This is a genomic window from Nocardia sp. NPDC055029 (assembly GCF_053608525.1).
The window spans coordinates 151,701-178,449 of sequence record NZ_JBSGVQ010000003.1; the positions used below are offsets into that span (position 1 = coordinate 151,701).

The following is a 26,749-nucleotide window of genomic DNA, read 5'->3' on the forward strand; positions in this document are numbered from 1 at the left end:
TCGCGGGGTGCGGGCGGTCTACCTGCGGTGTCGGCTGCTTAAACTGGGCGCGTGCTGCTCTCCGATCGTGACATCCGGGCCGAGATCGCCGCTGGGCGGCTCGGTGTCGAACCGATGCTGGAGTCGATGGTGCAGCCGTCGAGCATCGATGTGCGGCTCGACGGGCTGTTCCGGGTGTTCGACAACAGTCGTTACACCCACATCGATCCGGCCATGCAGCAGGACGAGCTGACCAGTCTGGTCGAGCCGAAGCCGGGTGAGCCGTTCGTGCTGCACCCTGGGGAGTTCGTGCTCGGGTCGACGCTCGAGGTGTGCTCGCTGCCCGACGACCTGGCCGGGCGGCTCGAGGGTAAGTCGAGCCTGGGCAGGCTCGGGCTGCTCACCCACTCGACGGCGGGGTTCATCGACCCAGGCTTCAGCGGGCACATCACCCTGGAACTGTCGAATGTGGCGAACCTGCCCATCACGCTGTGGCCGGGGATGAAGATCGGGCAGCTGTGCCTGATCCGGCTGACCAGTCCGGCCGAGCACCCGTACGGCAGCGCGGCGGCCGGCTCGAAGTATCAGGGGCAGCGCGGGCCGACACCGTCGCGGTCGTACCTCAACTTCCCCTTGCCGCCCGCCTCGCTCGACGCCGTCGAGACCCGCTGAGAGGTCAGCGACAGGGCCAGGTGCAGCACCAGCGACAGCGGCGGTAACACGTCGTCGCCGCTGGGCGGGCGCACCCAGTGACAGCCCTCGCGGCTCCATCGGCCCAGGCTGGTCGGCAGCATGACCGCGCTGCCGATGCCGGGGACGTCGATATCGAGGCCGCGCAGTTCGGTGGCCACGTCGTCAGGCGGCCTGGCGTCGGGGTCGGCGAGCAGGCTCCAGCGGATCTGCCTGGCCAGCACCGGCCCGGCCCTGCGTTGCTCCCGTAGCGCCGCCAGCACCAACTCGGCTCGCGTGGTCGGCAGGTGCACCACGCAGAGCCGATCGGTAATCGGCAGCATCACGAAGCCACCGCGCTCGCGAACGGGTAGCCCGAATTCGCGCTGGTAGCAAGACACCCAGTCATCGACAGTTCTGGCTTCCACCCTTCCAAGGATCCCGGGTGCGCGCGCTCGCGACCACTGCCCCGCACCGCCCTTTCACTGCCTCAGGCAACCGATTCCGCGAAGCTGTGGCGTGTCTCACTGTCGCACTCGTACTCTGGAGTCAGTTGTCCGTCTCGAAAGGTGACGCCGTGGTCGGGGAGTGGACAGGCAGAGAGGCCAGAGCTCTTCGCGATGCCAAACGAATGAGCATCCGGGAGTTCGCGGCTCATCTCGGCGTGCACGAACGGCTGGTGTCGAAGTGGGAGGCCGGTGGCGAGCGCGTGCGCCCGCGGCCGGTGAATCAAGCCGCGCTCGACACGTCGCTGGCTCGCTCCGACGACGTGGTCCGCGCACGTTTCTCTACTCTTTTGGCGCCCACCGGCGCCGACGCCGACCTGCTCGCCTTCGTCGACGCCGGTGCGGTCAAAAGCGCTGTGCCCGAGATGATGTCGGAGAGGGAGTTGATCATGGCGGCTGCGCACGAGGCCAGCGAGCACGCGGCCGCCGCGGAGAGCACCAATGTCGGCGCGACGACGCTGGCCCAGCTCGACGCCGACGTCCGGCGCATCGCCAACGAATACGTGCACGCCGCGCCGGCGCCGATGATGGTGGAGATGCTGCGGGTGCGGCGCCGGGTGTACCGACTACTCGACGGGCAGCAGAAGCCGGTCGACACCAGTCACCTCTACCTGCTCGCGGGCACACTGTCGGGTCTGATGGCCAACGCGAGCACCGACCTCGGCTACCTCGACGCCGCGGGCGAACAGATCAGGGCCGCTTGGGCTTACGCGGAACTCAGCGGCCACAACGGCTTACGCGCGTGGACCAGGGGCATGCACGCCCTCATCGAGAACTGGTCGGACCGGCCGCGCAACGCCGTCCAATTGGCGCGCAGCGGACAGGAATTCGCAGGCCTGGGGCTGGCCAAGGTGCGGCTGCTCAATATCGAGGCCAGGGTGTGGGCGCGGCTCGGCAGCGACACCGAGACCGACCGTTGCCTGCGCGCGGCCGAGGCCGTGGTGAGCGACCGGCGCGACGAACTGCACGACGAGATCGGCGGCGTGTTCGGCTTCGGCGCGCCGAAGGCCGCCTACTACGCGGGCGCCACCTGCATCCAGCTCGGCCGGGCCGAACAGGCGCTGGCCGCCACCGAACGCGCCATCACGCTGTACTCGACCGGCCCCGCGCTGCAACGCTCCTACGGCGCGGAATCCCTGGCCCGGGTCGACAACGCCGCGGCCCACCTCATCAACGGCAGCATCGACGGCGCCGCCGACGCCCTGCGCCCTGTCCTCGGGTTGCCCGAGGATCGCCGCATCGCCCAGCTCGGCGAGCGGCTGGTCGGCGTCCGGCGCCGCATCGCCGCGCCCGCCTACCGCGATGCCTTCGAGGCGCGCCAGCTCGACGAGCGGATCGAGGAATTCTGCGGCGCCACCGCCGCCGCGGGCCTGCCACCAGGCAGATGAGGGGCGGTGCCGCGAAAACCGGTTTGCGGCGGATGGCACCATGGACCGGGTGAGTCCTCAAATCCCGCATGTGCCGCCGCGCGTCCTCGAGCAGTCGAAGAAGCTGCAGGACGTGGTCTACGAGATCCGTGGGCCGGTACACGCACAGGCGGCACGCCTGGAGGCCGAGGGTCATCGCATTCTCAAGCTGAACATCGGCAATCCGGCGCCGTTCGGGTTCGAGGCGCCCGATGTGATCATGCGCGACATGATCGCGGCGCTGCCGTACGCGCAGGGGTACTCCGAGTCCAAGGGCATCCTGTCGGCCCGGCGCGCGATCGTCACCAGGTATGAGCTGGTGCCCGGGTTCCCCGAGCTCGACGTGGACGACGTCTACCTGGGCAACGGCGTCTCCGAGCTGATCACCGTCACCATGCAGGCGCTGCTCGACAACGGCGACGAGGTGCTGATCCCGGCGCCGGACTACCCGCTGTGGACGGCCATGACCAGCCTCGCAGGCGGTACCCCGGTGCACTACCTGTGTGACGAGTCGAACGGCTGGCAGCCCGATATCGCCGATATCGAAGCCAAGATCACCGACAAGACCAAGGCTCTGCTGGTGATCAACCCGAACAATCCGACGGGCGCGGTGTACTCGGCGGAGGTGCTGCAGCAGATCGTGGACCTGGCGCGCAAGCATCGGTTGCTGCTGCTGGCCGACGAGATCTACGACAAGATCCTCTACGACGACGCCAAGCACGTCTCGCTGGCCTCGCTCGCGCCCGACCTGCTGTGCCTGACGTTCAACGGCCTGTCCAAGGCGTATCGGGTGGCCGGGTACCGGTCGGGCTGGCTCGCGATCACCGGACCGAAAGAACACGCCGCCGGTTTCCTCGAGGGCATCGACCTGCTTGCCTCGTCGCGGCTGTGCCCGAACGTGCCCGCGCAGCACGCCATTCAGGTGGCGCTCGGCGGGCATCAGAGCATCGAGGACCTGATCCTGCCCGGTGGGCGGCTGCTCGAGCAGCGCGATGTGGCGTGGGAGCGGCTCAACATGATCCCGGGTGTGTCGTGTGTGAAGCCGCGTGGCGCGCTGTACGCGTTCCCGCGTCTGGATCCCAACGTGCACGAGATCCACGACGATGGAAAGCTCGTGCTGGATCTGCTGCTGCAGGAGAAGATCTTGATGGTGCAGGGCACCGGGTTCAACTGGCCCGACACCGATCATCTGCGGATCGTGACGCTGCCGTGGGCGCGGGATCTGGCGGTGGCGATCGAGCGATTCGGCAATTTCTTGTCCAGTTACCGGCAGTGAGTGCTCACCTGTCAGGGTCTTGACCTGTGAGTTTCGTAGGGGCTGGGCAACCTGGTCATCTAGATAGGGGGACCAAAACAGACTCGGGGTTCGGAATCTTGGAGTTTTTAGAGATCTACTAGTGCAAAAGTCCAGCTTTTGTGTACAGTGGTCCTCGGCGCTTCGGCGCCCGGCCCGGTTGTCTACCCCCCCTGGACAACCGAGAGCCTCAGGTACGCGCGCCTACCCCCCTGGGCGCCTGCCTGCGGGCGGCGGAGACATCCCCCTGCTCTCCGCCGCCCCCACAAACCCGCCTCTCCGCGAATCTAGGCCAGACCTAGGCGCGGGGAGGTTTTGTGTTTGCGGCCGGCGGTTGGGGGGTTTGGTCGGGGTAGCCCGTTCCCGGTGAGTTACCCATGTTCTTGCGTGAGTAGTGGGTTGCGTCGGGTCGTTCTTGAAAACGAGATCCTTTAAGCTCTGCCCGGTGAGCGATCATCATCACCACCATCATCACGATCATTCAGGGCCTATCGCTATCAGTGCTACTGCGGCGAAAGTTGTTGTGGGGCTGCTTGCGGTCATCGGGGTGGTGGTGTTGGTTGCGACGGTGATTCTGTGGCCCAGCGCGCAGCACGTCGAGATCCCGTTGCCTATGCAGACCGCTACCGGGGAGGCGGTGCATACCGAGGCGGGGACTGTGGTGTTGCAGGACATCGGGCCCTGTGGGAGTCCCTCGCAGGGCAAGGTGTTCAGCGACAAGCCCGAGCCGCCGCGGACGGGGGCCTATACGTGTCAGCGGAGCATTGTCGAGTTGCGGTCGGGGCCCGACAAGGGAGACAAGACGCTGTTCGAAATCGCGCCGGGGCCAGGGCAACCCGATCTGCGAGCCGGTGACAGGATCCGGGTCGTGCGGGCCGAGGATCCGAGCGGCGCCACCCTGTACGCGTTCGAGGACTACTCTCGCGGGCTGCCGTTGCTGCTGATCGTGCTGGCGTTCGTCGTCGTCATCTGCGTCGTCGCGCGGTGGCGCGGGTTCAGGGCGCTGATCGGGCTGCTCTTCGCGTTCGCCGTCGTCGTCGTGTTCCTGCTACCCGCGCTGCTCGACGGCAAGCCCGCGATTCCGGTCGCGCTGGTCTCGGGAGCGCTGATCCTCTACGTGGTGCTCTACCTCGCGCACGGGGTGAATCTGCGGACCAGCTCCGCGCTGCTCGGGACGCTCGCCTCGATGCTGTTGGCGGCCTTCCTGTCGTGGTTGACGCTGGAGGTCACCAACCTCACCGGCCTGTCCGAAGAGCAGAACACCAACGTGGCCACCTACCTTCAGCACGTCAGCATCACCGGACTGCTGCTGGCCGGGTTCATCATCGGTTCGCTCGGCGTGCTCAACGACGTCACCATCACCCAGGCCTCGGCCGCCTTCGAACTCGCCGCGCTCGACGAGGACGCGTCGCGGCGGGAGATCTTCACCGCCACCATGCGCGTCGGTCGCGACCACATCGCCAGCACGGTCTACACCCTGGTGCTCGCCTATGCCGGTGGCGCACTGCCGCTGCTGCTGCTGTTCAGCGTCGCCGGGCGATCCATCACCGACGTGCTCACCGGTGACGCCGTCGCCATCGAGATCACCCGGTCCGCGGTCGGCGGTATCGCGCTCGCGCTGTCGGTGCCGTTGACCACCGGCATCGCGGTGCTGCTCGCCCGGCCGTTCGGCGCCAAGCCGGTCGCGGTGGCGCCGCAGCGTGCCAGGCACGCCAGGACCTGACCTACTGGTCGGGCGGCGGGAAGCCCGGCAACACCACCGGCGGCAGCGTCGGCACCACGATCGGCGGCAGGCCCGGCACCACGGTGAAGGTGTTGGGGCCCTGCGTCGGCGAGGCCGAGGTGGTCGGCTGGGCACCCTGCTGACGGGTGGGCGGCGCGGCCACGGTCGCGTGCATCGCGTCCGTGGTCGGCGCCGCGGCCGAGGTCGGACCGGCCATCGAGGGACGCGGCGAGGTCGTCGCGGGGACCGCCTGCGGACCGTCGCTGGAATTGCCGCGCTCGAGCACCTCCGGCCCGTAGCCGAGGCCGAGTCCGATCGCGGCGACCACCACCAGCGAACTCACCGTCAGCACGGCGGCATTCAGCTCGCGGCGGTTGTGGCCGCGGCTGGTCAGCGCGCTGAGCGGACGACGGCGGGCCGGTGCGGTCAGCCATGCCGGGGTCGCGTCCTCGGCGTCACCGATCGGGGCGGCCGGTGGACCGACCGGCGCCTGCTGCACCTGCGCGGGACGGGCCAGCAGTGCCGCGCCGCGGGCCAGTGCCGTCTCCGGCTCGGCGGGCACGATCACCGGAACGCCGATCGTGCGTTCCAATACCCGCGCGATCAGCGGAATCCGGGCGCCGCCGCCGATCACCATGATCGCCTGCACCGGATGCTGCGCGCGGATGATGACATCGCGGGTCATCCGCGCCGACGACTCGATCGCCAGCATCATCAGCGCTTCGAAGTTCTCCTGGGTGAGCAGCACCAGGCCCTGCTCACTGGGCAGCGCCACCGCGTTGTTGCTCGACAGCTGTTCCTTGGCGGCCCGGCACAGCGCGTCCAGCGCGGCCAGCCCCACCGGATCGGCCGGATGCGCGATCCGGCCGGAGGCGATCTGCTGTTCCCTGATCAGCGAATCCAGGTAGTCGCCGCTGATGTCACTGATCCGCTCGCATTGGTATACGTCGCTGGTGCGGGCGTTGATCACGCTCACGGTGAGACCCGAACTGCCCAGGTCGTAGACCGCCAGCGTGGACACCTCGCGCATATCGCTGGTCGCGTGCGCGAAGTGCACGGCGGCAACGGCTTCGGGGACCAGCTGATAGTTGGTGAGCTGGCGGCGCGCCATCGCGGCCCTGATCGCCCTGGCCTGCCGATCGCTGCGGAAGGTGACCGTGGTGGCGGTGACCTCGGGCGATGCGGCCAGCGCCTGGGCGATCGTCTCGGCCGCGGACTCCTCGGCCTGGTGCTCCGGCATCGAAATGGTGTGCAGCTCGAACGAATACGGGGGGACGAACCCGTGGGGGCCACCGTGCTGTGGGCGTGCGAGGCGCACCGTGCCGGCCCCCACCGATACTCCCAATACCGCACTCATCAGCTGCCCATCTCGTTCCTACTGCACGACATGCGGAGCCTGCGTACTCGGATCTATGGTCCGGCAGCCCCCGCTTGGATCGCCACTCTACGGGGTGCCGAGTCCGGCGTACACCCACCCGGCTTCCCGCCAGGTAGCGCGGTCAAGGCAATTACGGCCGTCGATGATCGAACGGGACCGCACCACCGGGTCCAGATCGGCCGGTGTCAACGCCGTGAATTCGTTCCACTCGGTCAGGACGAGCACCACATCGGCGCGATCGCACGCCTCCGCGACCGAGGTGGCGTAGTTCAACGTCGGGAACACCCGGCGCGAATTCTCCACCGCTTTCGGGTCGTACACGGTGACGACCGCGCCGTGCAGCTGGATCATCCCGGCCACGTTCAGCGCGGGCGAATCGCGCACGTCGTCGGATTCCGGCTTGAACGCGGCGCCGAGGACCGCCACGTTCGCGCCGAGCAGCGAGCCGCCGCAGGCGCGCGCGGCCATGTCGACCACCTTGGTGCGACGGCGCATGTTGATGTTGTCGACCTCGCGCAGGAAGGCCACGGCGTGGTCGGCGCCCAGCTCGCCGGAGCGGGCCATGAAGGCGCGGATGTCCTTGGGCAGGCAGCCGCCACCGAAACCCAGTCCGGCATTGAGGAATCGGCGGCCGATCCGGGCGTCGTAGCCGAGGGCGTCGGCCAGCATCGTCACGTCGGCGCCGGTCGCCTCGCAGACTTCGGACACCGCGTTGATGAACGAGATCTTCGTCGCCAGAAAGGCATTCGCGGAGACCTTCACCAATTCGGCGGTGGCCAGGTCGGTCAGCAGGAAGGGGATCTCGGCGGCGATCAGGTCGGCGTAGATCTCGCGGATCTGCTGCTCGACCCAGCCCGAACGTTCGCGGCTGTGGTCGAGGCCGAGGACGAGGCGGTCGGGGCGCAGGGTGTCCTGCACGGCGAAACCCTCACGCAGGAACTCCGGGTTCCAGGCGACCTCGACGTCGACATTCGCGGCCGCGCGGGCCCGATCGCCCAGCGCCGCGGCGGTTCCCACCGGGACCGTCGACTTGCCGACGATCATCGCCGGGCGTTCCAGCATCGGGGCGAGGGTATCGACCACGGCGTGTACGTATTTCAGGTCGGCGCCGTACTCGCCCTTCTTCTGTGGTGTGCCGACCCCGAGGAAGTGCACGTCGGCGTGGGCCGCCGCGTCCTCGTAGTCGGTGGTGAACCGCAGCCTGCCCGCGGCGAGGTTGCGTTGCAGCACCTCGTCCAGGCCCGGTTCGTAGAACGGCACCACACCGTCGGCCAGTTTGGCCACCTTGCCGGGATCCACATCCACCCCGACCACATCGTGCCCCAGCTCGGCCATACACGCGGCATGCGTGGCCCCCAGGTACCCCGTTCCGAAGACTGTGCATCGCATGCTTCTGTTGGTAAGCCGCGCGCGTGGCTACGCCGCGTCAGCGAGGCAAGAGCGGGCGCAACATCTGGTGTACAGGGGGAAACGCGGGATCGGGTTGTTGCTGTACAGGGCTTCCACCTGCGGTGATGTGGTGGCGGTCGGTGCGGGGTTCGGATCGTCGGCCTGCATTCCGGCGAACCGCTCGGCTCGCGGGAGCTCCGGTGTAATCGTGCAATCGGCGTCTTCGTAACCAGATATCTGACTGGACGAACGCGAATTGCACGATTACGCCGGACCGGTGGAGGTCACTAGCATTCGCGTATGCGCCGGATGCTGTTCGCCACTGGTGGATTGTCGGTGTTGGTCGCGGTGGTCGCGCTGTGGCCGGTCTATGTGCGGCCGCAGACCGACGAGCTGGCTCGCGCCGACGCGATTCTCGTCCTCGGCGGGGCACACGACGGCCGCGAACAGCTCGGATTACGCCTGGCAGCCGAGGGGTACGCACCCCGCGTCCTCATCTCCAACCCCTACGAGCACAGCCCGATGGTCAACCGGATCTGCCACGGCGGTTACAGCTTCGACGTCTTCTGCTTCGACCCCAGCCCCCGCACTACGCTCGGCGAAGGCCGCGAGCTGGCCCGCCTCGGTGCGAACTGGGACCGCGTCATCGTCGTCACCTTCACTCCCCACGTCTCCCGCGCTCGCTACATCCTCGGCAAGTGCTGGTCCGGCGAAGTCCTCTTCGTCGACCCGAAACCCCACCTCTCACCGGCCCGCTGGGCCTGGGACTATGCCTACCAATCCGCGGGATACGCCAAGGCCTTGTTCGCGGATTGCTGATCGCGCACCGCGCACCGCGAACACCGGTTCCTCGTAACCGGCAGTCACAGTGGGTTTCCTGGCCCAAGGTTCGCGGAGTTCTACGCGAAGGGCGCCCCGCCGAATTCCGGCGGCGGCTGGTGCGTGACCGGATTGCAGCGGCGCGCTGGTGTGTGGCGACAACCTGGGGATAGACAGCAAAGAGGCGCGGATTCCGGGAATCCGCGCCTCTTTGTTTGTTCAGTTGTCAGTTCTTGCGGCCGGGGGCCTTTGCGCCGGACTTGAAGCCGAGGCCGCCGGGCTTGGCGGTCGGCGGGGCTACCGGCGGGGTGCCGTTGCCGTTGCCGTTGGTGGGCTCGGCCTTGGGGGCCGATTCCGCCGCGGGGGCTTCCGGTTCGGCCGGAGCTTCCGGTGCGGCCGGGGCCGCGGCGCCGGGGGCCTTCGGGCCGGGGCGCTTGAAGCCCGACTTCATGGCCAGACCCTTGGCGGCCACCGTCGGCTTGGTCTCGGTGGGGGCCGAAACCGGGGCCGCGGCGGGAGCTTCGGCGGCGGGGGCCGCTTCCGCTGCCGGGGCGGTCGCAGCTGCCGGGGCGGCGGGAGCCTTCGCGCCCGGAGCCTTCGCGCCCGGAGCCTTGGCGCCCGGAGCCTTGGCGCCCGGAGCCTTGGCGCCACCCTTGAGGCCGAGGCCCTTGACCGGCGGGGCTGCCGGGGCGGGAGCGGCTTCGGCGGGAGCGGCGGCTTCGGCGGGAGCGGCCGGAGCCTTCGCGCCGGGGGCCTTCGCGCCACCCTTCATGCCGAGTCCGCCGCCGGGTGCCTTGGCGCCACCCTTCATGCCCAGACCCTTGACCGGTGCCGCGGGAGCCGCGGTCTCGGCGGCCGGTGCCGCTTCGGCTGCCTTCGCACCCGGAGCCTTCGCACCGCCCTTCATGCCGAGTCCGCCGCCGGGTGCCTTGGCGCCACCCTTCATACCCAGACCCTTGGCCGGAGCCGCCTCGGCGGCCGGTGCGGCTTCGGCGGCAGGCGCCTTCGCGCCCGGAGCCTTGGCAGCACCCTTCATGCCGAGTCCGCCGCCGGGTGCCTTCGCGGCACCCTTCATGCCCAGACCACCACCGGGTGCCTTGGCGGCACCCTTCATCCCGAGGCCACCACCGGCAGGCGCGGCCTTCGGCGCGGCTTCGGTCGCGACCTCGGCGACCGGGGCCGGTTCCGGTTCGGGCTCGGCCTTGGGTTCCTGGACGACGCGCAGGTTCGCCGACAGTTCGGCGGGGTCGATGCGGGTGATCGAGTCCAGCATCAGCTGCGAGACATCGACGACCTCGACACCTTCACCCAGGCCCTGTTCCTGACGGGCGGTGACACCGTCGTTGAGCATGACCCGGCAGAACGGGCAACCGGTCGCGATCTTGGTCGGGTTGGTCGAGAGCGCCTCGTCGACACGGTCGACGTTGATGCGCTTGCCGAGCTGTTCTTCCATCCACATCCGGGCGCCACCGGCACCACAGCACATCGACCGCTCGCCGTGGCGCGGCATCTCGACCAGGGTCGAACCCGAGGCCTCCATCAACTCACGCGGGGCGTTGTAGATCTTGTTGTGCCGACCCAGGTAGCAGGGGTCGTGGTAGGTGATGTTCTGCGACACCGACGCGACCGGAACAAGCTTCTTGTTCCGCACGAGGCGGTTGAGCAGCTGGGTGTGGTGCACGACCTCGTAGGTGCCACCGACCTGCGGGTACTCGTTGTTGAGCGCGTTGAAGCAGTGCGCGCAGGTCACGACGATCTTCTTACGCGACTGCTCCACACCCTCGAACACCGAGTTGATGACCTCGATGTTCTGCATGGCCAGCTGCTGGAACAAGAACTCGTTGCCCGCGCGGCGAGCCGAGTCACCGGTGCAGGTTTCCTCCGCGCCCAGGACCATGAACTTGGTGCCCGCGGTGGCCAGGAGTTCGGCCACGGCCTTGGTGGTCTTCTTGGCGCGGTCTTCGTAGGCGCCGGCGCAGCCGACCCAGAACAGGTACTCGTAGCCGTCGAAGCTGTCGGCGTCTTTACCGAAGACCGGGATGTCGAAGTCGACTTCCTTGATCCAGTTGAGGCGGTCCTTGGAGTTCTGGCCCCACGGGTTGCCCTTGTTCTCCAGGTTCTTGAACAGACCGGCCAGCTCGGAGGGGAACTCCGACTCGATCAGTACCTGGTAGCGGCGCATGTCGATGATGTGGTCGACGTGCTCGATATCGACCGGGCACTGCTCGACACACGCACCACAGGTGGTGCACGACCACAACACCTCGGGGTCGATGACGCCGTGCACGTCCTCGCCACCGATCAACGGACGCTCGGCCTCGGCGCGAGCGGCCTCGGAGATCTTGGCCAGCTTCGCCTCGTCGGGCTTGCCGTCGGCGTCGACCAGACCGATCTCGTCGCCACCGGGATCCTTGCGGCCACCGGCCAGCAGGTATGGGGCAGCGGCGTAACCGTGGTCGCGCAGCGACATGATCAGCAGCTTGGGCGAGAGCGGCTTACCGGTGTTCCAGGCGGGGCACTGCGACTGGCAGCGACCACACTCGGTGCAGGTGGAGAAGTCCAGCCAGCCCTTCCAGGAGAAGTCCTCCATGCGGCCGACACCGAGGTTGTCGACATCGGGGTCGACGTTCTCCATGTCGAGGACCTTGCCGTTGGACATCATCGGCTTGGCCGCGCCGAGGGCGACGGTGCCGTCGGCCTCACGCTTGAAGTAGATGTTGAAGAAGGCCGAGAAGCGGTGCCAGGCCACGCCCCAGGTGATGTTGCGGCCCACTACGAGCAGCCAGACCATGCCGGACATCAGCTTGACGAACGCGAAGATCGAGATCAGCGTGACGTTGGGCGGGATGATCTTGGCGAGCTGGCCGGTGACCGGGTCGGTCCAGGTGGAGTGCCCGGTCAGCGACAGCACACCGGCCTTCACCAGCACCATACCGATGCCCTCGGTGAGCACGACCCACTCGACGAAGTACGCCGGACCGAACTTCGAGCCGCTGAAGCGGGAGAGGCGCGCGGGCAACCGCGGGTGGTTCAGCTGGCGGATGATCATCAGCGTCGCGATGCCGACGACGGTGCCGACGCCGAGGATCTCGTCACCGAGATGGAACCACCAGGTCTCGCCGATGAACGGCCACGACCAGGTGGGCTCGAAGGTCTGCCCGTAGGCCATGAACCAGAACTGCGCGCCGGCCAGGAAGCCGATCATGACCAGCCAGTGCGCCCAGCCGACGGTGCGGAACTTGTTCATCCGCGTATGCGCGATGAACTCGACGAGCATGGTCTTGAACCGCGGGAAGAACGGTCGCCACCGGTCCGGCGCGGACTGGCCGATCGTCACGGCCTTGCCGATGCTCCATGCGCCGCCGAGGAACGACGCCCAACAGAACAGGCTGAGCACTGCTCCAATCGTGCCCAACGTGATTGTCAGGGCATTCATGTCGCGACCTTTCTTTAGAGGCAACACGAGGGTCTTGGGGCGAGACGAACTCACCCGGTTGGCTCGTATCGTAACCGGCGCTAAGTTACCGGCCAGTAACTACCGGTGTCCACCGTAGGATCGGCATTTGCGCTCTGACCTTGTTTACTGCGGCTTGACCTAGGTTTTGCCTGTGAGCAATATCACATAAATGTTTGCCGCAAGGTGTCCAAGTCTGCTGGTGAACACCGTAAACCGTGCGTGATCTGCGGCGGAGCTAAGGTCAGGCTAACTCCGTCGACCGAGATTGCTTCTGGCTTCCCGGGTTTCGGTCCATTAGGCTCCAGCTGTTCTGCTGCTGTGCCGGTCTTCACACTGCTCGGGGAGAAGTAAGGGACACCTCATGGTGTGTCCCTGCTTGACGGGTCTCGCGTGTCGCGGATCGCACATCACATCACACCTGATGGATTGGAACCCGAATGAACTTCCGTAGGACCACTGCGGCAGCCGCACTGGTTATCGGCGCAATGACTGTTTCGCTGGGGACTGCGCACGCCGAGCCGGTGCCCGCCCCGGCTCAGGACATCAAGTACTCGGTGAAGCTGGTCGACAAGACCATCGTCGCCACCCTGCAGAACGGCACCTTCTCGATCGTCGAGCAGGACGGCGAGACTCCCGAGGCGCCGAAGACCAAGGTCGCCGAGATCAAGGACACCACCGGCGCCACGGTCGTCTCGCTGCCGATCGACTTCACTGTCAACGGCACCGAGATCCCGACCAAGTCCGCGGTCACCAAGGACAGCACCGTCCTCGAGCTGACCCCGGAGAAGCCGGAAGGCCTGCAGCTGGGCACCGAGCCGGTCGGCGTGAAGCCGGTCCTCAAGGCTGATCCGATCGCCTCGGCGCAGGAGAACCAGAAGGCGATCAACGACTTCTCCAGCAAGTTCAGCATCGGCACCGCGATCGGCACCTTCGTCGGCACCGCCATCGGCGCCGTCGTCGGTTGCGTCTTCGGTCTGCCGCTGTTCGGTGTCGGCTGCCTGGCCGGTCTGCCGCTGGGCGCCGCTGTCGGCGGCATCCTGGGCATGATCGTCATCGGCGGTCCGACCATGCTGGCCGCGGGCATCGAGCTGCTCAACGTCATGCAGGCGCCCGAGGGCACCACCGTCTGGGCCGAGAAGCCGAAGGCTGCTCCGGCCGCCGCTCCGGCCAACTGATTCACAGCTTCACCGCGAAGGCCCCGCTCCGATCCGGAGCGGGGCCTTCCGCGTTCTCAGCCGAGATCGACGACCCCGGACAGTGATTCCGAGCCGCCTGCTTCACCGTGACGGCCGAATGTGCGCTCGGCCATGGTGTAGTGACCGTCCTCGCGCACCAGCAGCACCGTGCTCGCGCGGGTGCCGTGCAGATCGTGGGCGACGAAGCGCGCCGAGACGGCCCGCTCGAACTCCAGCGGGATGCCGGTGCGCGGCAGGAGCTCGTCGGGCGCTTCGGTGCGGTCGGCGAGCAGCGTGAAGTAGTCCTCGACGGAATGCGGCGCGGTCGCGACGATGTCGTGCAGACCGGCCAGCCCGGTGGCGACCTTCGGCCACAGCGGCGGCGCGCCTGCACCGGTCACCACCGGAGCCTGGGGACGGGTGTGGATCAATCCGGGCTCCGACGCCAGGTGGGCGGAATTGGACAGCGCGTGCAGACCGGGCGCGAGTTCGGCGGGGCCGGTGCCGCTGCGATTGGAATGCCACCACAGCGTGCGCAGGTCGCCGACGAGCAGGTTGTAGCCGATGTAGTCGTCCGGCGCGGTGGCGATCCCGCCCAGGTAGTCCGACGGCGCCGCTGCGCCGCGCAGGTAGTCCATCAGCAGTGCGCCGCGCGAGCGCGGGTGCGGCGGGACGTCGTGCGGATTGCGGACATTGGTGACCGTGGCGAACCGCGGGTCGTCGGTGCGCAGACCCAGCCACGTACCCGGTGCGACGGCGCCGAGATCACGCCCGGCCAGCAGCATCTCCCCTGGCCAGCGGCGTAGCGACTCGGTGTCGCGGGTGTAGAACTCGTCCCGGTTGGCGGCCACGATCAGCCGGTACTCGGGGTGCGCCCGCCAGGCGAGCAGAACCAGACACATGCCCCCAGCATGCCCTGGACGCCGGAAAGGCCGGTAGCGCACTGCTACCGGCCTTTCCGAGCTGCTCTGTGCCCGCGGAAACCGCGATCAGTTGGTGCGGACCGCCAGGCCCGGGTTGTCCGAGAGGACGACGCTCAGCGGCTGCGCGAACAGCTGCGGGACGTCACCGGTGATCGCGCCGATGATGTTCGGGATCTCGCAGATCGGGTAGTCGGCGACCGACGACGCGCTGGAGATGCCGAGCGCCAGGCGGCCGGTGACGATCGCGCCGCCCGAATCGCCGGGCAGGGCGCAGATGTTGGCCGAGAAGCTCTGGGTCATCTGCCGATCGCCGACCTGCACCGTCTGGTCGACGCCGTTGATGATGCCGCAGCTGAAGCCGGTACGCGCACCCGACTTGCAGACCGGGGCGCCGACCACCGGGGTAGCCACGCCGTCGACCGCGATCGGGGCGTTGCCCGGCACGCGCACGAGGTTGTTCTCGAAGCGGGGACGGGAGTTGTCGTTGATCCGGATGATCGAGTAGTCCTGCGCGCCGAGCACCGACTTCTGGAAGGTGCCCACCTGGGCGCCCGCGCGATCACCGTTCAGCTCGTAGACGGCGGCCGCGTCGGCGGTACCGGCCGTACCGAGATCGGGGTTGCAGTGACCCGCCGAGATGTTGACGACGTTGCCGGCGCGGTCGGTGCCGTTGAAGCCGAGCGAGCAGCGCAGCGAGCTGCGGCCGACCACCGAGGCGTAGCCGTCGCCGCCTGCCAGTGCGCCGTTGCCGTCGCCGGCCACGGGGGTGGCGTTCAGCTCGACGCGCTCGCCTGCCACGGGCGGCGCGGTGACGACGACGCGGGACGGGTCGATGAAGCTGGGCAGCGGCAGCCCGGCCTGGTCGACACGCACCGCGATCGCGTTGTTCACGGGATCGACGACGACGCCACGCACGAGGGCGGCGACCTCCGGCGGTGCGGCGGCCAGCCAGTTCTCGAACGCGGTCTTCTCGCCGCGCAGCGCGGACTCGCTCTTGGCGACATTGCGAACCTCGAAACCGGCCGACTGGGCGGCTTCGCGGGCCTCGTCGATACCGGGGCCCTGCGCGAGCGCGACGACGGCGTTACCGGCGTCGTTCAGCCAGGCGCCGGCGAACGTCGCCGGGAACTGCCGCTGGGCGGTGGTGGAGAACGCGGCGACCTGCTGCGCGATATCGGCGCGGCGCAGGTACTCCTCCGGGGAGATCTTCAGATCGCGGGTGACCGCCTCCACCAGCTGGGCGGGCAGGTCGGGGGTGGGCTGCGCATCGGCAACCGCCATCGTGGGGCCGAACAGCAGAATCGCCGCCGAAGCGGCGATCATGGACTTCCGAGCTCTTCTCGAGCTTCGCGCGGACGGGGTGCGACCCATACGTGGCAGGAGCATGATCGAACTATATGGGCTGGAGCGGGTTATGCCCACTCGGACCGGGCAAGAGATTTCGCTCACCCGGTCCGCGTGGTCGGATCGTTATCGGATCAGCCCGCGTTCGGCTTGGTGCGCACCGAGATTCCGCTGCCGAGACCTCCGCCGGAGGTGGCCTCGATATCGGCCAGAATGGGCCGGATCGGCACGCCGAGCGAGGCCGTACCGCCGTAGGGGGCCAGCTGGGTGTTGGCCTCGGTGCAGTTGGGCGCCTCGGAGGCGTTGGAGCCGCTGGTGATGCCGAGCGCGAGGGTGCCGGAGACGATCGCGCCGCCGCTGTCGCCGCCGAGGGTGCAGGCGGTGCTGGCGAAGCCACGGATGGTCTTGCTGACGCCCTCGGCGGTGAACAGCTGGGTCTCCACCCGATCCGCCGACACGAAGCCGCAGGTGAAGGTGGAGGACTGACCGGTCTTGCAGACCGGGGCTCCGGTGACCGGTTCGGCGGTGCCGGTGATCGCCAGCGTCGTACCGTTCGCGCCGCGCACCCGTGGCTGATCCATGCCCGCGTTGACCGCGCGCTCGTTCAGCGTGATCACCGAGTAGTCCAGCGCGGCGGGCCCGCCGAGCACGGCCTTGGCGAACGAACCGACCTCGGGGCTGCTGGGGATGTCGCGCACGTTCGGCACGTAGACCGGCGCGCTGCCGCCCTTGTCGATGTTCGGGTTGCAGTGGCCCGCCGAGATATTGAGCGCGTTGCCTGCGGCGTCGGTGCTGTTGAAGCCGAACGAGCACACGTCGACGCCGCGCAGGGTCGCGTCGCGCAGGTCCTTGGTCGCGGTGATGTAGGTGTCGCCGCCCATCGGCTTGCGCTCGACCGGTCCGCCGCCGCCGGGGGAGAGCACCACCTTGATGGTGGCGATCAGGGTCGGCAGGTTCAGCAGGTGGCCGGTGCCGGTGTTGGCGACGTTGAGCACCAGCTGGCTGTTCAGCACGTCGATGGCGATCGAGCTGATCGGCGCGGAGATCTCGCGCGGCAGGCTCGCGATCCACTGGCTCAGTTGCAGCAGCGCACCTTCCAGGCCGCCGGCCGAGATCGGCGCGAGGTGGGTCTGGTACCCGTCCGCCGCGGCGAGCTTGCCCGCCTCGGCGTTGGTGACCGCGACGACGGCCTTGCCTTCCGGGGTCAGCCAGGCGCCCGCGAAGGTGTCGGGGTTCTCGGCGCGGAAGTCGGTCGCGTAGTCGCGCAGCTGCTGCGCGCGGGCGGCGCGGTCGAGGTATTCGGTCGGGGTCATCCCGAGATCGCGCGAGAGTGCCGTCACCAGCTCGGCGGGCAGGGCGTCCGCGGAAAGCTGAAGCGGCGCGGCGGGTTCAGCCGCGGCGATGCCTGAGCCGAGCAGGGGTGCCAGGAGAACAGTCGCGGCGAAACCGGCGGAGGCTGCCTTGACTGCGGCGCGACGCGCCACCAACTTGCGCATGAAATCCCTTCGTCGGCACGAGTGATCGAGACCACCGCCGGCGGCTGTGATGTCGATCAGCGCATCACTCTAGGGCACGATCGCGCGGCGGGCGCGGTTACGGTACCCCCGCACCGGATCAGTTGTAGCCGGGAATCCGCATGGGTGAGGGGAGCGAGCCCGGCGGGTAGTTCTCGAACGGCAGCAGCGGGCGGGTGGTGCTGCGGCCGGGCGTGGTCGACGGCGCGGTGGTGGTCGGTTCCGGCGTGGTCGTCGGCGGTGGTTCGGTGCTGGTCGTCGGCTCCGGTTCGGGCTCGGTGGTCGCGGTGACGACCGGCTCCAGCGTGGCGGTTTCGGCGACCGGCGGCGGGGGCAGCACGGGCGTCGGCGTCACGGTGAGCGAGTCGGGGCGCGCGTCGGAGATCGGCGGCGGCGCGGTCGGCTCGGCGCCGCTGAGGACAACCGAGACCGCGACGCCGCCGAGCAGCAGTCCGACGAGCGCGGCGGCGGCGATCAGCAGCGGGGTCCGGCTGCGCTGAGCCGGCGCAGGCGCCGGTGGTTCCACGGGCACGACCGGCATGGCCGTGGTCGGGTTCAGCGCCTTCGTCGGCTGCGACATCACCGGCATCGCCGCCGAATACGCCTGCGCGGTCGCCGCCGGACGCGGCACCGCGGGCATCACATCGGTGGCGACCATCGCGTTCTCGGTGACGATCGGATCGGGCGGGGTCGCGCCCGCCGGTGTCGCCAGCACCGCGACCAGCGCGGCCTGGGCGGCGGCCGTCGCGAACGAGCGGCCTGCGTCGGCATCGTCGGCGGCGGGCGGCAACTCGTCCTCGCCGAGCAGCGCCACCGACTTCAGGCCCAGATAGTCCAGCGCCTCGCGCACACCGCGCACGATCTCCGGCGACCAGTGCGCCGGATGCGTCGCGTAGAACTCGGCGGGGCCGCTGAGGTGCTCGGTGGTGAGATCGATGAGGCAGAACATCGCCGTCGCCAGCAAATCCTCGGCGCGGTAGGCCTCGCCGCCGTCGACATCCACCCCGGCCGGGTCGCCGACCGCGCGGACGAAACCGGCGATCGAGTGGGTGTGCCCGGAGGGCGCAGGCCCGCCGAGCGCCGCGTCACCGTCGTCGGACATGTGCAGCACCGCGTCGCGCGCGACGATCCGCACCGTGTCGTCCTCGGTGACCACCGCGGCGATGCACTCGTCATCGGCCATGCGCAGGCCGACCCCAGTGGCCATCCGATTTACCTCGCTTCGGCGTCGACGTCCTCCGCGTCGGGTTACACGAGCAGTGAACCGTGTCCCATGGCGCGGAGCATTGACAATAATTCCGATCGTGAGCGCGCGCCTATCCGGCGTCGGATTCGCGCGACGTGATGCTCCACGGTTTTCGCGGAAATGTACAGCCGTGCGCCGATCTCCCGATAGGTCAGACCGAGCAGCACCAGCTCGGCAACCTCGCGCTCGCGATCGCTGAGCGCGGCGGCCTCGCCGGTCAGCGGCGCCGGCCCGTCCGGTGTCTGTGGCAGCGGCTGCGCCGCGGGTCGCGACGGTTCGACGGGCTGGGCTTGCACCCGCACCGACCGGGCGAGCTTGAGCAGGGTGGTCGCGGTCGCCGAATCGCCCGCCGCGAGCGCGGCCTCGCTGGCCAGGCGGGCAGCGTCCCAGGTGAGCCCTAGTTCGGCCAGCGCCGATACCGCGGCCTGCACCTCGGCCGCGGCCACGTTGCCGCGCAGCACGAGCACCCACGTGCGTCCGGCGTCGGCCAGCACGACCGCCTGCCGGTCGCCCGCCTCCGCGGCCGTCTTCAGCGCGTGGGCGTGGGGTAGCAGCTCCTGGGGCGATTCGTCGGCGAGCGCGGCCTGCACCCCGTACCAGTGGAAGGAGTTGGTCCAGGCGGGTGCGCGACCGAGCTTGCGCAGCAGCGCCTTGGCCGCGTCGACCAGCGGGCCGATCCGGCGCACATCGCGCAGCCGGATGCCGGCCAGCCACAGTTCGCCGATCGGCAGCAGGCTCAACAGGTCGGCCTCGAGCTGGTCGAACAGCGGGCAGGCGGCTTGCCAGGCGCGCGCGAGGGCCGCGTGATCGCCGCCGCGGCGGGCCAGCCCCACCGCGAGGGCGTGCGCGAGGAGCTGATCGCGCGGGGCGAGCACGGGGATGTCGATCTCGGCCAGTGTGCTCGCCGCGCCGCGTTCGTCGCCGCCGAGCAGAGCGGTCCAGGCCGCGAGCACCGGTAGCTGAGCGCCGCCGGCCGCCCTGGCCAGCGAGTCCCTGGCGCGGCTCGGCTCACCGGCGCCGAGGCAGAGCAGCGTGGCGATCGAGACCGCGGTGCAGGGCAGGTATCGATCGTCGCCGGCGTTGCCGGCTTGGATCAGTGCGGAAATCGCGGCGGTCGTGCCCGCGCCGTGCGGGTCGAGCGATTCGTGCAGCGCGGAGGCGATGAGCCGCGCGCCGGCGTCGGCCTCGGTCGGCGGCCAGTGCTGTGCGGCGCCGGACATCTGGGTAGCGCCGGCGAGGTCGCCCGCGAGGGTGAGCACCATCGCCGCGGAGGCCCAGTCCGCGCCGACGCGGTCGGGGCCGAGCCAGGTGTAGAGCCCGGCCGCGCGGCTGACCAAGCCGCGCCGGGTGAGCACGCCCGCGCAGATGCGCACCGCGGCAACGAGTTCGGTGTGGGTGGCGTTGTCGGTGGTCAGCAGTGGTTCGGCCAGGCGCAGCGCGGTGTCGGTGTCACCGGCGTGTGCGGCGGCTTCGGCCCAGCGCACCGCGATCGACTCGACCGGGGCGCCCGCCGCGGCCGCGGCGGCGAAGTAGCGGGTCGCCTGATCCGACTTCTCCGCTGTGCGGCACAGGAATTCGGCGAGACGGGGATCGACGACGCCGGACTCGGCCAGGATCAGTGCCGTCCGATCGCGCAGCAGGCCGGAGTCGATCCGCGCGGTGAGCAGCCTGCGCTGCACCTCGACATAGCGGCGGTCGCCGAGCAGGGTGCGCAGCGGGGCCACCGCGGGCGCGAGGAGCAGGTCGGCATCGGTGACCAGCGCGCCCGCCCTGGCGCGGTCGATCAGGTCGTGCGCGGTCTCGGTGCCGACACCGAGTACTTCGGTGAGTTCGGTTGCGTCCAAACCGGTTCCGGTCGCGGCGATGACCAGCGTTTCGAGCAGGTCGGGTTCGATCGTGTCCAGGATGGTGCGCGTCCACGCGGCGACGGCGGCGTCGACGGCGCTCACGCACGACTCGAGCGGCGCCGAGCGGGCCGCGGTCAGCGCCGCGACCACGCCGCCGGGAATGCCCGCGGTCAGCTGGTGGATGTGCAGCGCGAGTGGCTGGGACACGGCCATGCCGAGTTCCCTGGCGAACGACGCGATGTCGGCGCTGCCCAGCGCCCGTAGGTCCACCGTGCGGCCGTGGCGCGCGACGGCTTCGGACAGGGCGCGCAGCCGGGGATCGTGTGGGCGCGGCTGGGTGGCGAGAACGATCGATCGGTTCCCGGATTCGATTGCCGCGCACAGGGTGTGTAGCTCGGCGTCGGTGTAGCGGTGGACGTTGTCGGCGATGAGGACCGAGCGACTGTGGTCGCGAGCGGATTCGGCGACCGGGATGTCACGGCCACGAAGGTGCGCGCGAACGGCCTTGAGCAGCATCGACTTTCCGGTTCCCGCCCGGCCGCGGATCAGCAGCAGTACCGGCTGCTGAGCCGCGGTGTCGAGTTCGCGGAAGATGGTTCGGGCGTTCGGGAAGGTGTCGAGTGCGATATCAGCCACCGTTTCCTCCGAGGACCCGTCCCGGCAGCTGCGTGCCCGTTTCGATGGTCTCCTCGACCGCGCCGCCGACGCCGTCGAGGAGGTCGCCGGGGTTCACCTTGATGGGCGGGACCTGTGGGCGCGGGGCTGGGGAGGGCGCGGGTGCGGGCGCGGGTGCGGGAGCGGGGGCAGGTGCGGGCGACTGCGGCTGTTCGGCGGGTGGCGCCTGCGCGGGTTGACCGGTGGCGGGTTGTCCACCTGCCGGTGCGGGTGCGGGTGCCGTGGTGCCGTCGGCGGTCGCACCGGCCGGTACTGGCGTTCCCGCGGCGGGCGCGCCGCCGGGTGCCCCGGCTTCGGTGGTGCCGACCGGGATCGCACCCGGCGGCACGGCAGCGCTGGTCGCGCCAGGCCGGGACGGATCGGCGACGGTCGAGTCCGTGGTGTTCGGCGCCGACCCGGGATTTCCGCCGGTGCTGGTCGACGCGGCGGCGCCGGGAATCTGCGGCGCGCTCGTCGTCGCGGCGGGTCCGCTCGGCGTTGGCTGGGTGACGCCGCCGATCGCGAGGGTGCCGGTGGCCAGGGCGGCCATGGTCAATGCCGCCGCGGTGACGAGCGCCGCGCGTTTGGCCGACGACATCCGGGCTGGGGCGGGATCGGCGGGCGGCAGCGCGAGTTCCTCGACGACCGGTGCCGCCGATACCGGCGCGACGCGCACGGCGGGGATGGCCTCGGTGGGCACGGAGATCGCGGCCACGTCCAGCGCGATCTCGGCCGCGCCGTGCGCCGCGCTGGTCGCCGGGTCGGCGCAGGCGGTGACGGGCAGCCCGAATTCGGTCGAGATCAGCTCGGCGACCAGCGGGATCGCCCCGCCGCCGCCGGTGAGCAGCACCCGGCTGACGTCGCCGGGGGTGAGTCCGGCGCGGCGCACCGCGTCGCGGAGCAGGTTCATCGAGTCGAGCAGGATCGGCCGCAGCAGATCTTCGAGTTCGCCGCGGGTCAGCCTGACCTGTTCGATGCGGCCGGTGGGGTCGAGCATGCCCACCGGAACCACCGTCGCGGTAATTCTGGAGAGGTCCTCTTTCGCATTTCTGCAGCGGGCTCGCAATGCCGAGAGTTCTTCTTCGACGACCGGGTCGAATGGATCGATGTCATTTCCGTCCAGAACATTTGCCAGGACGTAGCGCATCGTCAGCAAATCGAATTCCGAGCCGGCGATCGCGGTGCTGTGCACCGGCGCGCCCAGCAGGCCCGCCTGTTCGCCGGTGCGTAGCACGGTGACCGTCAGGCCGCTCGCGCCCAGGTCGTACACGGCCAGCGCGCCGTCGTCGAGCAGGCCGTTCTCCATCTCGTACCGGCGCACCGCGGCCAGTGGCTCTGGGACCAATGTCACTTCGGGCAGTCCCGCGCGCGCGAGCGCGGCGCGCGCGTTCTCGATCGTCTGCTCCGGCCACCACGCCGGGCAGCACGCGACGATGGTCGCCACCTCGGCGGATTCGCCTGCGGCGCCGGACAGTTCGGTGACCAGCGCGCGTGTGGCGGCGGCGACGAGGTCGGCCGCGTCGTGTGTCGAACCGTCTTCTGCCAGCATGTCTACCGGGTCGCCGACCCTGGACAGGTAGTCGTCGACAACCACTCCGCGCGCGTGGCGGGTAGCGTCGGCGAACCCGATCGAGCCGTCCGCGCCGAGCAGCAAGGTGCTGCGGTGTCTGCGAACAGTGGCACCGGCCCCGTCGGCGGTCGTGGCCGCGGCGACCGAATTCGCGGCTCCGACAGTGATGCCGAGCGCCAGACGCTCTGTCATTGGACAACCCCGTTCGCAGGACTTCCGGTGGACCGGTAGGCAGTGTGGACAACGAGATCGCCAGGGTGGCCGACGTCCCACCCGATCTGTCGGTTGCCGATAGGCCGCTGTTACCTGCGCCGGGGCAAATACGGGGAAATGCCCCTAATCGGGGATGAGCCCCTAATGGACGCGCCCCGAGTGAACTAGGTATTCGCCCCATTACCTGTAACGACTGGCGGACCTAGCGTGAAAGACATTCCGACCACAACGGATCGGGCACCACCGCCCATGATCTGGAGGAGCTGATCTCGATGACCCCCAACGCGATTCTGGAATTCATCCTGAACCTGCTGCGCGACCCCGACGCGGCGGCGAGCTACTGCGCCAACCCGTGCGTCGCGCTGGCCCAGGCGGGACTCGAGGTGACCCCCGAAGACATCTCCGCCGTCGCCCCGATGGTGGCGGAATCCGCGCTGGTCAGCGGTGGCTCCCAGCTCCAGTCGATCGTCGCCGCGGGCGCCGCGGCAGGCACGAGCGCGGCCCTCGCCTCCACCGCCACCGCGGCCGCCGCCGTCACGGCCGCAGCCGCCGCCGACGCCGAACTCGGCCTCGACGTAGGCCTCGGCGCGGCCGCCTCGGCAGTCGCCGGCGCCGCCGCCCAGGTCGGCGCGGGCCTCGATGTCGCGTTGTCCACCGTCACCGGCGCCAACGTGGACATCAACGCCGGAGTGAACGCGGCCGCCGACCTCGCCGCAGGCCTGAACGGTGCGTTGAACGGCGCGGCAGGCGTAGGCGCTGGTCTCGGGGGCGCCCTGAATGGTGCGGTCGGCGCGGGTGCGGACCTTGCCGCTGGTCTCGGCGGTGCCTTGAATGGCGCGGTTGGCGCGGGTGCGGACCTTGCCGCCGGTCTCGGCGGTGCCTTGAACGGCACAGTTGGCGCAGGCGTCGACCTGGCCACCGGCCTGAATGGCGCGTTGAACGGCGCGGCGGGCGTGGGCGCTGGTCTCGGCGGCGCCCTGAATGGCGCGGTTGGCGCAGGCGCGGACCTCTCCGCCGGTCTCGGCGGTGCCTTGAACGGCGCGGTCGGCACAGGCGTCGACCTGGCCACCGGCCTGAATGGCGCGTTGAACGGAGCGGCGGGCGTGGGCGCCGGTCTCGGCGGCGCCTTGAACGGCGCGGTGGGCGCTGGTGCCGACCTCGATGGTGCGTTGTCGGGCGCGGCGGGTGCGGGCGCCGACCTCTCTTCAGGCCTGAACGGTGCGTTGAATGGCGCGGCGGGTGTGGGTGCCGGTGTCGAAGCTGGCCTTGACGGTGCCTTGAACGGCGCGGTGGGCGCTGGTGCCGGCCTCGGTGGTGCGTTGTCGGGCGTGGTGGACGCGGGTGGCGATATCGCTGCCGACCTGGGCGGTGCGCTGAATGGTGGGGCCGGTGTGGGTGCTGGTCTCGATGGCGCTTTGAACGGCGCGGTGGGCGCTGGCGCCGGCCTCGGTGGTGCGCTGTCGGGCGTGGCTGGTGCCGGCGCTGACCTCTCTGCAGGCCTGAACGGCGCAGTGGGGGCAGGTGCAGGTGTCGAAGCTGGCCTCGGGGGTGCTTTGAACGGCGCGGTGGGTGGTGGTGCCGGCCTCGGTGGTGCGCTGGCCGGCGCGGCTGATGCCGGCGCGGGCATCGGTGCCGGCCTCGATGGCGCCCTGAACGGTGCGGCTGGCACCGGCCTGGACGGCGCGTTGTCGGGTGCGGTCGACGCGGGTGGCGATCTCACTGCCGGACTGGGTGGTGCGCTGACCGGTGCGGCCGGTGTCGATGCCGGTATCGACGGTGTCTTGGACGGGGCGGCTGGTGTCGGTGGTGATGTCGCCGCTGGACTGGGCGGTGCTCTTACCGGTGCGGCAGGCGTCGGTGTGGACGGCGCGTTGTCGGGTGTCGTGGACGCGGGTAGCGATCTCACTGCCGGACTGGGCGGTGCCTGGACCGGTGCGGCTGGCGCCGGCGCCGGTCTCGACGGTGCCTTGGAGGGGGCGACGGGTGTCGGTGGTGATGTCGCCGCTGGACTGGGCGGTGCCTTGACCGGTGCTGCTGGTGTTGGCGCTGGTCTCGATGGCGCGCTGACCGGTGCGGCTGGTGTCGGTGCCGGTCTCGATGGTGCTCTGAACGGGGCGGTCGGTGCTGGTGGTGATGTCGCCGCTGGACTCGGCGGTGCCCTGACCGGTGCGGCAGGCGCCGGTGTGGACGGTGCCCTGAACGGGGCAGTTGGTGCTGGTGGCGATGTCGCGGCTGGGGTCGACGGTCTGGTCGATGGGGCCGCTGGGCTCACCACGGACTTCGGCGCGAACCTGGGGGGTCAGCTGGGTGGCGGACTGGATGCCGGGCTGAACGGTGCGGCCGGTGCAGTGGGTGGGCTCGGCGCCGGGGCCACTGCTGGGCTGGGTGCGGCGGCCAATGCCGGTGCGCAGGCTGCCGGCAGCCTCGGCGCTGCCGCGACCACCACGGCGATCACCGGGCTCGACGGTGTGGTCGGAGCGGGCGCGGAAATCGGTACCGGGCTGGAAACCGGTTTCGGCGGCGCCGCGTCGGCGGGCACCGGTCTCATCGGCGGCCTGACCGGTGGTGCCGGCGGTGGGCTCGACACCGGTTTCGGTGTCGATGGGCTGATCACCGGCGGTGCTGCCGCGGAGGCCACCACCGGGCTGGACACGGCACTGTCCGCCACGACAGGTATCGGGCTGACCACCGGTCTGCAGGGCGGCCTCGATACCGCCGCAACCCTCGGCACCGGAGTGTCCGGCTCAGTCGCCACCGGTGCGCAGGCTGGACTCGGCGCGGCGGTGGAGACCGGCGCCGGCCTGACCGGTGGCGCGCAGGCAGGTCTTGGCGGTCTCACCGAAACCGGTGTAGGCCTTGCGGGTTCGGCCGCCGGTGGGGCTCAGGCCGGTCTGGGCGGTGCCGCGGACGCGGGCTTGGGCTTGGCGGGTTCCGCGGCGGGCGGCGCGCAGGCGGGTCTCAGTGGTCTCGCGGAAACCGGTGTCGGCCTAGGGGGTTCGGCTGCTGGTGGTGCGCAGGCTGGTCTGGGTGGCGCCGTTGACACCAGCGCAGGCTTGGCGGGTTCCGCTGCCGGCGGCGCACAGGCAGGTCTCGGCGGTCTCGCCGAAACCGGTGTCGGCCTTGCAGGTTCGGCTGCCGGTGGCGCGCAGGCAGGTTTGGGAGGTGCCGTCGACACGGGCTTGGCGGGTACCGCTGCCGGTGGCGCGCAAGCGGGTCTGGGCGGTCTCGCCGAGACCAGCACCGGCCTGGCCGGCTCCGCGACCGGTGGCGCCCAGGCGGGCACCGGCCTCGAGACCGGCCTCGGCGGATCCGCCGACGCGGGCCTGTCGAGCACGATGACCGGCGGCACGCAGATCGCCGGCGGCCTCGGCGGCACCGTGGAAGGCGCGGCGCAGACCGGCACCACCGCGACCACCGAATTCACCGGCACGACCCAGGCCGACGCCTCCGGCACCACCCAGGGCGCGGTCACCACCGCGGCCGACACCTGGTCCTCGGTCGACGTGTCGAGCGCGTTCGGTTCCGGCCTGCACGGTTCGAGCCTCGGCGGCGAGACATCGCTGTTCGGCGAGTCGAGTACTGTCGCCGAGACCGGTGCCGACGTGCACTCCGACGGACTGTTCCACTGAGCGAAACGGGCGCT

At 69.9% G+C, this 26,749-nt stretch carries 17 protein-coding genes; 7 read left to right on the plus strand and 10 right to left on the minus strand.

Features of this window, described 5'->3' with window-relative positions:
* Positions 1-51 precede the first annotated feature (51 nt).
* Complete coding sequence (gene dcd, locus ACWF9G_RS04135; RefSeq protein WP_189034433.1) at positions 52-651, plus strand: dCTP deaminase; 600 nt, start codon at positions 52-54, stop codon at positions 649-651.
* Here the strand turns inward: dcd and ACWF9G_RS04140 are convergent.
* The gene (locus ACWF9G_RS04140) at positions 564-1,076 is read right to left on the minus strand and encodes a hypothetical protein (protein ID WP_379310409.1); all 513 of its coding nucleotides are present in this window, start codon (positions 1,074-1,076) and stop codon (positions 564-566) included. The genes dcd and ACWF9G_RS04140 overlap by 88 nt on opposite strands.
* 203 nt (positions 1,077-1,279) lie before the next feature.
* Between ACWF9G_RS04140 and ACWF9G_RS04145 the strand changes: the two genes are divergently transcribed.
* The 3 genes from ACWF9G_RS04145 (at position 1,280) to ACWF9G_RS04155 (ending at position 5,577) form a co-directional block, all read left to right on the plus strand.
* A complete protein-coding gene (locus tag ACWF9G_RS04145) occupies positions 1,280-2,542 on the plus strand; it encodes a helix-turn-helix domain-containing protein (protein ID WP_379310408.1) in 1,263 nt (420 codons plus the stop codon).
* Between the two features lie 40 nt (positions 2,543-2,582).
* Positions 2,583-3,836: a pyridoxal phosphate-dependent aminotransferase gene (locus ACWF9G_RS04150; protein ID WP_379310407.1), complete on the plus strand. Its 1,254-nt coding sequence runs from the start codon at positions 2,583-2,585 to the stop codon at positions 3,834-3,836.
* A 463-nt stretch (positions 3,837-4,299) separates the two neighbouring features.
* Positions 4,300-5,577, plus strand: a complete 1,278-nt coding sequence (locus ACWF9G_RS04155) for a YibE/F family protein (protein WP_379310406.1) — start codon at positions 4,300-4,302, stop codon at positions 5,575-5,577.
* Between the two features lies 1 nt (position 5,578).
* Here the strand turns inward: ACWF9G_RS04155 and ACWF9G_RS04160 are convergent, their stop codons facing one another.
* A complete protein-coding gene (locus tag ACWF9G_RS04160; RefSeq protein WP_452513542.1) occupies positions 5,579-6,934 on the minus strand; it encodes an Hsp70 family protein in 1,356 nt (451 codons plus the stop codon).
* An 87-nt stretch (positions 6,935-7,021) separates the two neighbouring features.
* Positions 7,022-8,344, minus strand: coding sequence for a UDP-glucose dehydrogenase family protein (locus ACWF9G_RS04165; protein ID WP_379310404.1), 1,323 nt, complete (start codon positions 8,342-8,344; stop codon positions 7,022-7,024).
* A 300-nt stretch (positions 8,345-8,644) separates the two neighbouring features.
* Here ACWF9G_RS04165 and ACWF9G_RS04170 point away from each other — a divergent pair, with 300 nt between their 5' ends.
* A complete protein-coding gene (locus ACWF9G_RS04170) occupies positions 8,645-9,163 on the plus strand; it encodes a YdcF family protein (protein WP_452513544.1) in 519 nt (172 codons plus the stop codon).
* Positions 9,164-9,389: 226 nt separating this feature from the next.
* Here ACWF9G_RS04170 and ACWF9G_RS04175 read toward each other — a convergent pair whose 3' ends face one another.
* A complete protein-coding gene (locus ACWF9G_RS04175; RefSeq protein ID WP_452513546.1) occupies positions 9,390-12,599 on the minus strand; it encodes a (Fe-S)-binding protein in 3,210 nt (1,069 codons plus the stop codon).
* Between the two features lie 506 nt (positions 12,600-13,105).
* Between ACWF9G_RS04175 and ACWF9G_RS04180 the strand changes: the two genes are divergently transcribed.
* Positions 13,106-13,795: a hypothetical protein gene (locus ACWF9G_RS04180; RefSeq protein WP_452513548.1), complete on the plus strand. Its 690-nt coding sequence runs from the start codon at positions 13,106-13,108 to the stop codon at positions 13,793-13,795.
* Positions 13,796-13,851: 56 nt separating this feature from the next.
* Here the strand turns inward: ACWF9G_RS04180 and ACWF9G_RS04185 are convergent, their stop codons facing one another.
* The 6 genes from ACWF9G_RS04185 to ACWF9G_RS04210 all read right to left on the minus strand — a co-directional run bounded on the left by ACWF9G_RS04185 (position 13,852) and on the right by ACWF9G_RS04210 (position 23,085).
* Complete coding sequence (locus tag ACWF9G_RS04185; protein ID WP_379305526.1) at positions 13,852-14,697, minus strand: NRDE family protein; 846 nt, start codon at positions 14,695-14,697, stop codon at positions 13,852-13,854.
* An 87-nt stretch (positions 14,698-14,784) separates the two neighbouring features.
* Positions 14,785-16,041: a S1 family peptidase gene (locus ACWF9G_RS04190; RefSeq protein ID WP_379305524.1), complete on the minus strand. Its 1,257-nt coding sequence runs from the start codon at positions 16,039-16,041 to the stop codon at positions 14,785-14,787.
* A 155-nt stretch (positions 16,042-16,196) separates the two neighbouring features.
* Entirely contained in the window at positions 16,197-17,558 is a 1,362-nt protein-coding gene (locus ACWF9G_RS04195) for a S1 family peptidase (RefSeq protein WP_379305522.1), read from the minus strand.
* A gap of 118 nt (positions 17,559-17,676) precedes the next feature.
* Complete coding sequence (locus ACWF9G_RS04200) at positions 17,677-18,783, minus strand: hypothetical protein (protein WP_452513551.1); 1,107 nt, start codon at positions 18,781-18,783, stop codon at positions 17,677-17,679.
* A gap of 41 nt (positions 18,784-18,824) precedes the next feature.
* Positions 18,825-21,305 carry a LuxR C-terminal-related transcriptional regulator gene (locus ACWF9G_RS04205; RefSeq protein WP_452513553.1) on the minus strand — a complete coding sequence of 827 codons (2,481 nt, stop codon included), beginning with the start codon at positions 21,303-21,305 and terminating at the stop codon, positions 18,825-18,827.
* Positions 21,298-23,085 (minus strand): Hsp70 family protein, encoded by a 1,788-nt coding sequence (locus ACWF9G_RS04210; RefSeq protein WP_452513555.1) that lies wholly within the window; start codon positions 23,083-23,085, stop codon positions 21,298-21,300. Before ACWF9G_RS04210 ends, ACWF9G_RS04205 begins: the two co-directional genes overlap by 8 nt.
* 293 nt (positions 23,086-23,378) lie before the next feature.
* On the opposite strand from ACWF9G_RS04210, the gene ACWF9G_RS04215 reads away from it, so the two are divergent.
* A complete protein-coding gene (locus ACWF9G_RS04215; RefSeq protein ID WP_452513557.1) occupies positions 23,379-26,735 on the plus strand; it encodes an IniB N-terminal domain-containing protein in 3,357 nt (1,118 codons plus the stop codon).
* The last annotated feature ends 14 nt before the right edge of the window (positions 26,736-26,749 follow it).

Excerpts from the sequence above, each read along its gene's own strand:
- ACWF9G_RS04145 (WP_379310408.1), top strand. The coding sequence starts at position 1,280 with ATGAGCATCCGGGAGTTCGCGGCTCATCTCGGCGTGCACGAACGGCTG.
- ACWF9G_RS04150 (WP_379310407.1), top strand. The coding sequence starts at position 2,583 with ATGGACCGGGTGAGTCCTCAAATCCCGCATGTGCCGCCGCGCGTCCTC.
- ACWF9G_RS04160 (WP_452513542.1), bottom strand. The coding sequence starts at position 6,934 with ATGAGTGCGGTATTGGGAGTATCGGTGGGGGCCGGCACGGTGCGCCTC.
- ACWF9G_RS04165 (WP_379310404.1), bottom strand. The coding sequence starts at position 8,344 with ATGCGATGCACAGTCTTCGGAACGGGGTACCTGGGGGCCACGCATGCC.
- ACWF9G_RS04170 (WP_452513544.1), top strand. The coding sequence starts at position 8,645 with ATGCGCCGGATGCTGTTCGCCACTGGTGGATTGTCGGTGTTGGTCGCG.
- ACWF9G_RS04175 (WP_452513546.1), bottom strand. The coding sequence starts at position 12,599 with ATGAATGCCCTGACAATCACGTTGGGCACGATTGGAGCAGTGCTCAGC.
- ACWF9G_RS04180 (WP_452513548.1), top strand. The coding sequence starts at position 13,106 with ATGACTGTTTCGCTGGGGACTGCGCACGCCGAGCCGGTGCCCGCCCCG.
- ACWF9G_RS04185 (WP_379305526.1), bottom strand. The coding sequence starts at position 14,697 with ATGTGTCTGGTTCTGCTCGCCTGGCGGGCGCACCCCGAGTACCGGCTG.
- ACWF9G_RS04190 (WP_379305524.1), bottom strand. The coding sequence starts at position 16,041 with ATGATCGCCGCTTCGGCGGCGATTCTGCTGTTCGGCCCCACGATGGCG.
- ACWF9G_RS04195 (WP_379305522.1), bottom strand. The coding sequence starts at position 17,558 with ATGCGCAAGTTGGTGGCGCGTCGCGCCGCAGTCAAGGCAGCCTCCGCC.
- ACWF9G_RS04200 (WP_452513551.1), bottom strand. The coding sequence starts at position 18,783 with ATGGCCACTGGGGTCGGCCTGCGCATGGCCGATGACGAGTGCATCGCC.
- ACWF9G_RS04210 (WP_452513555.1), bottom strand. The coding sequence starts at position 23,085 with ATGACAGAGCGTCTGGCGCTCGGCATCACTGTCGGAGCCGCGAATTCG.
- ACWF9G_RS04215 (WP_452513557.1), top strand. The coding sequence starts at position 23,379 with ATGACCCCCAACGCGATTCTGGAATTCATCCTGAACCTGCTGCGCGAC.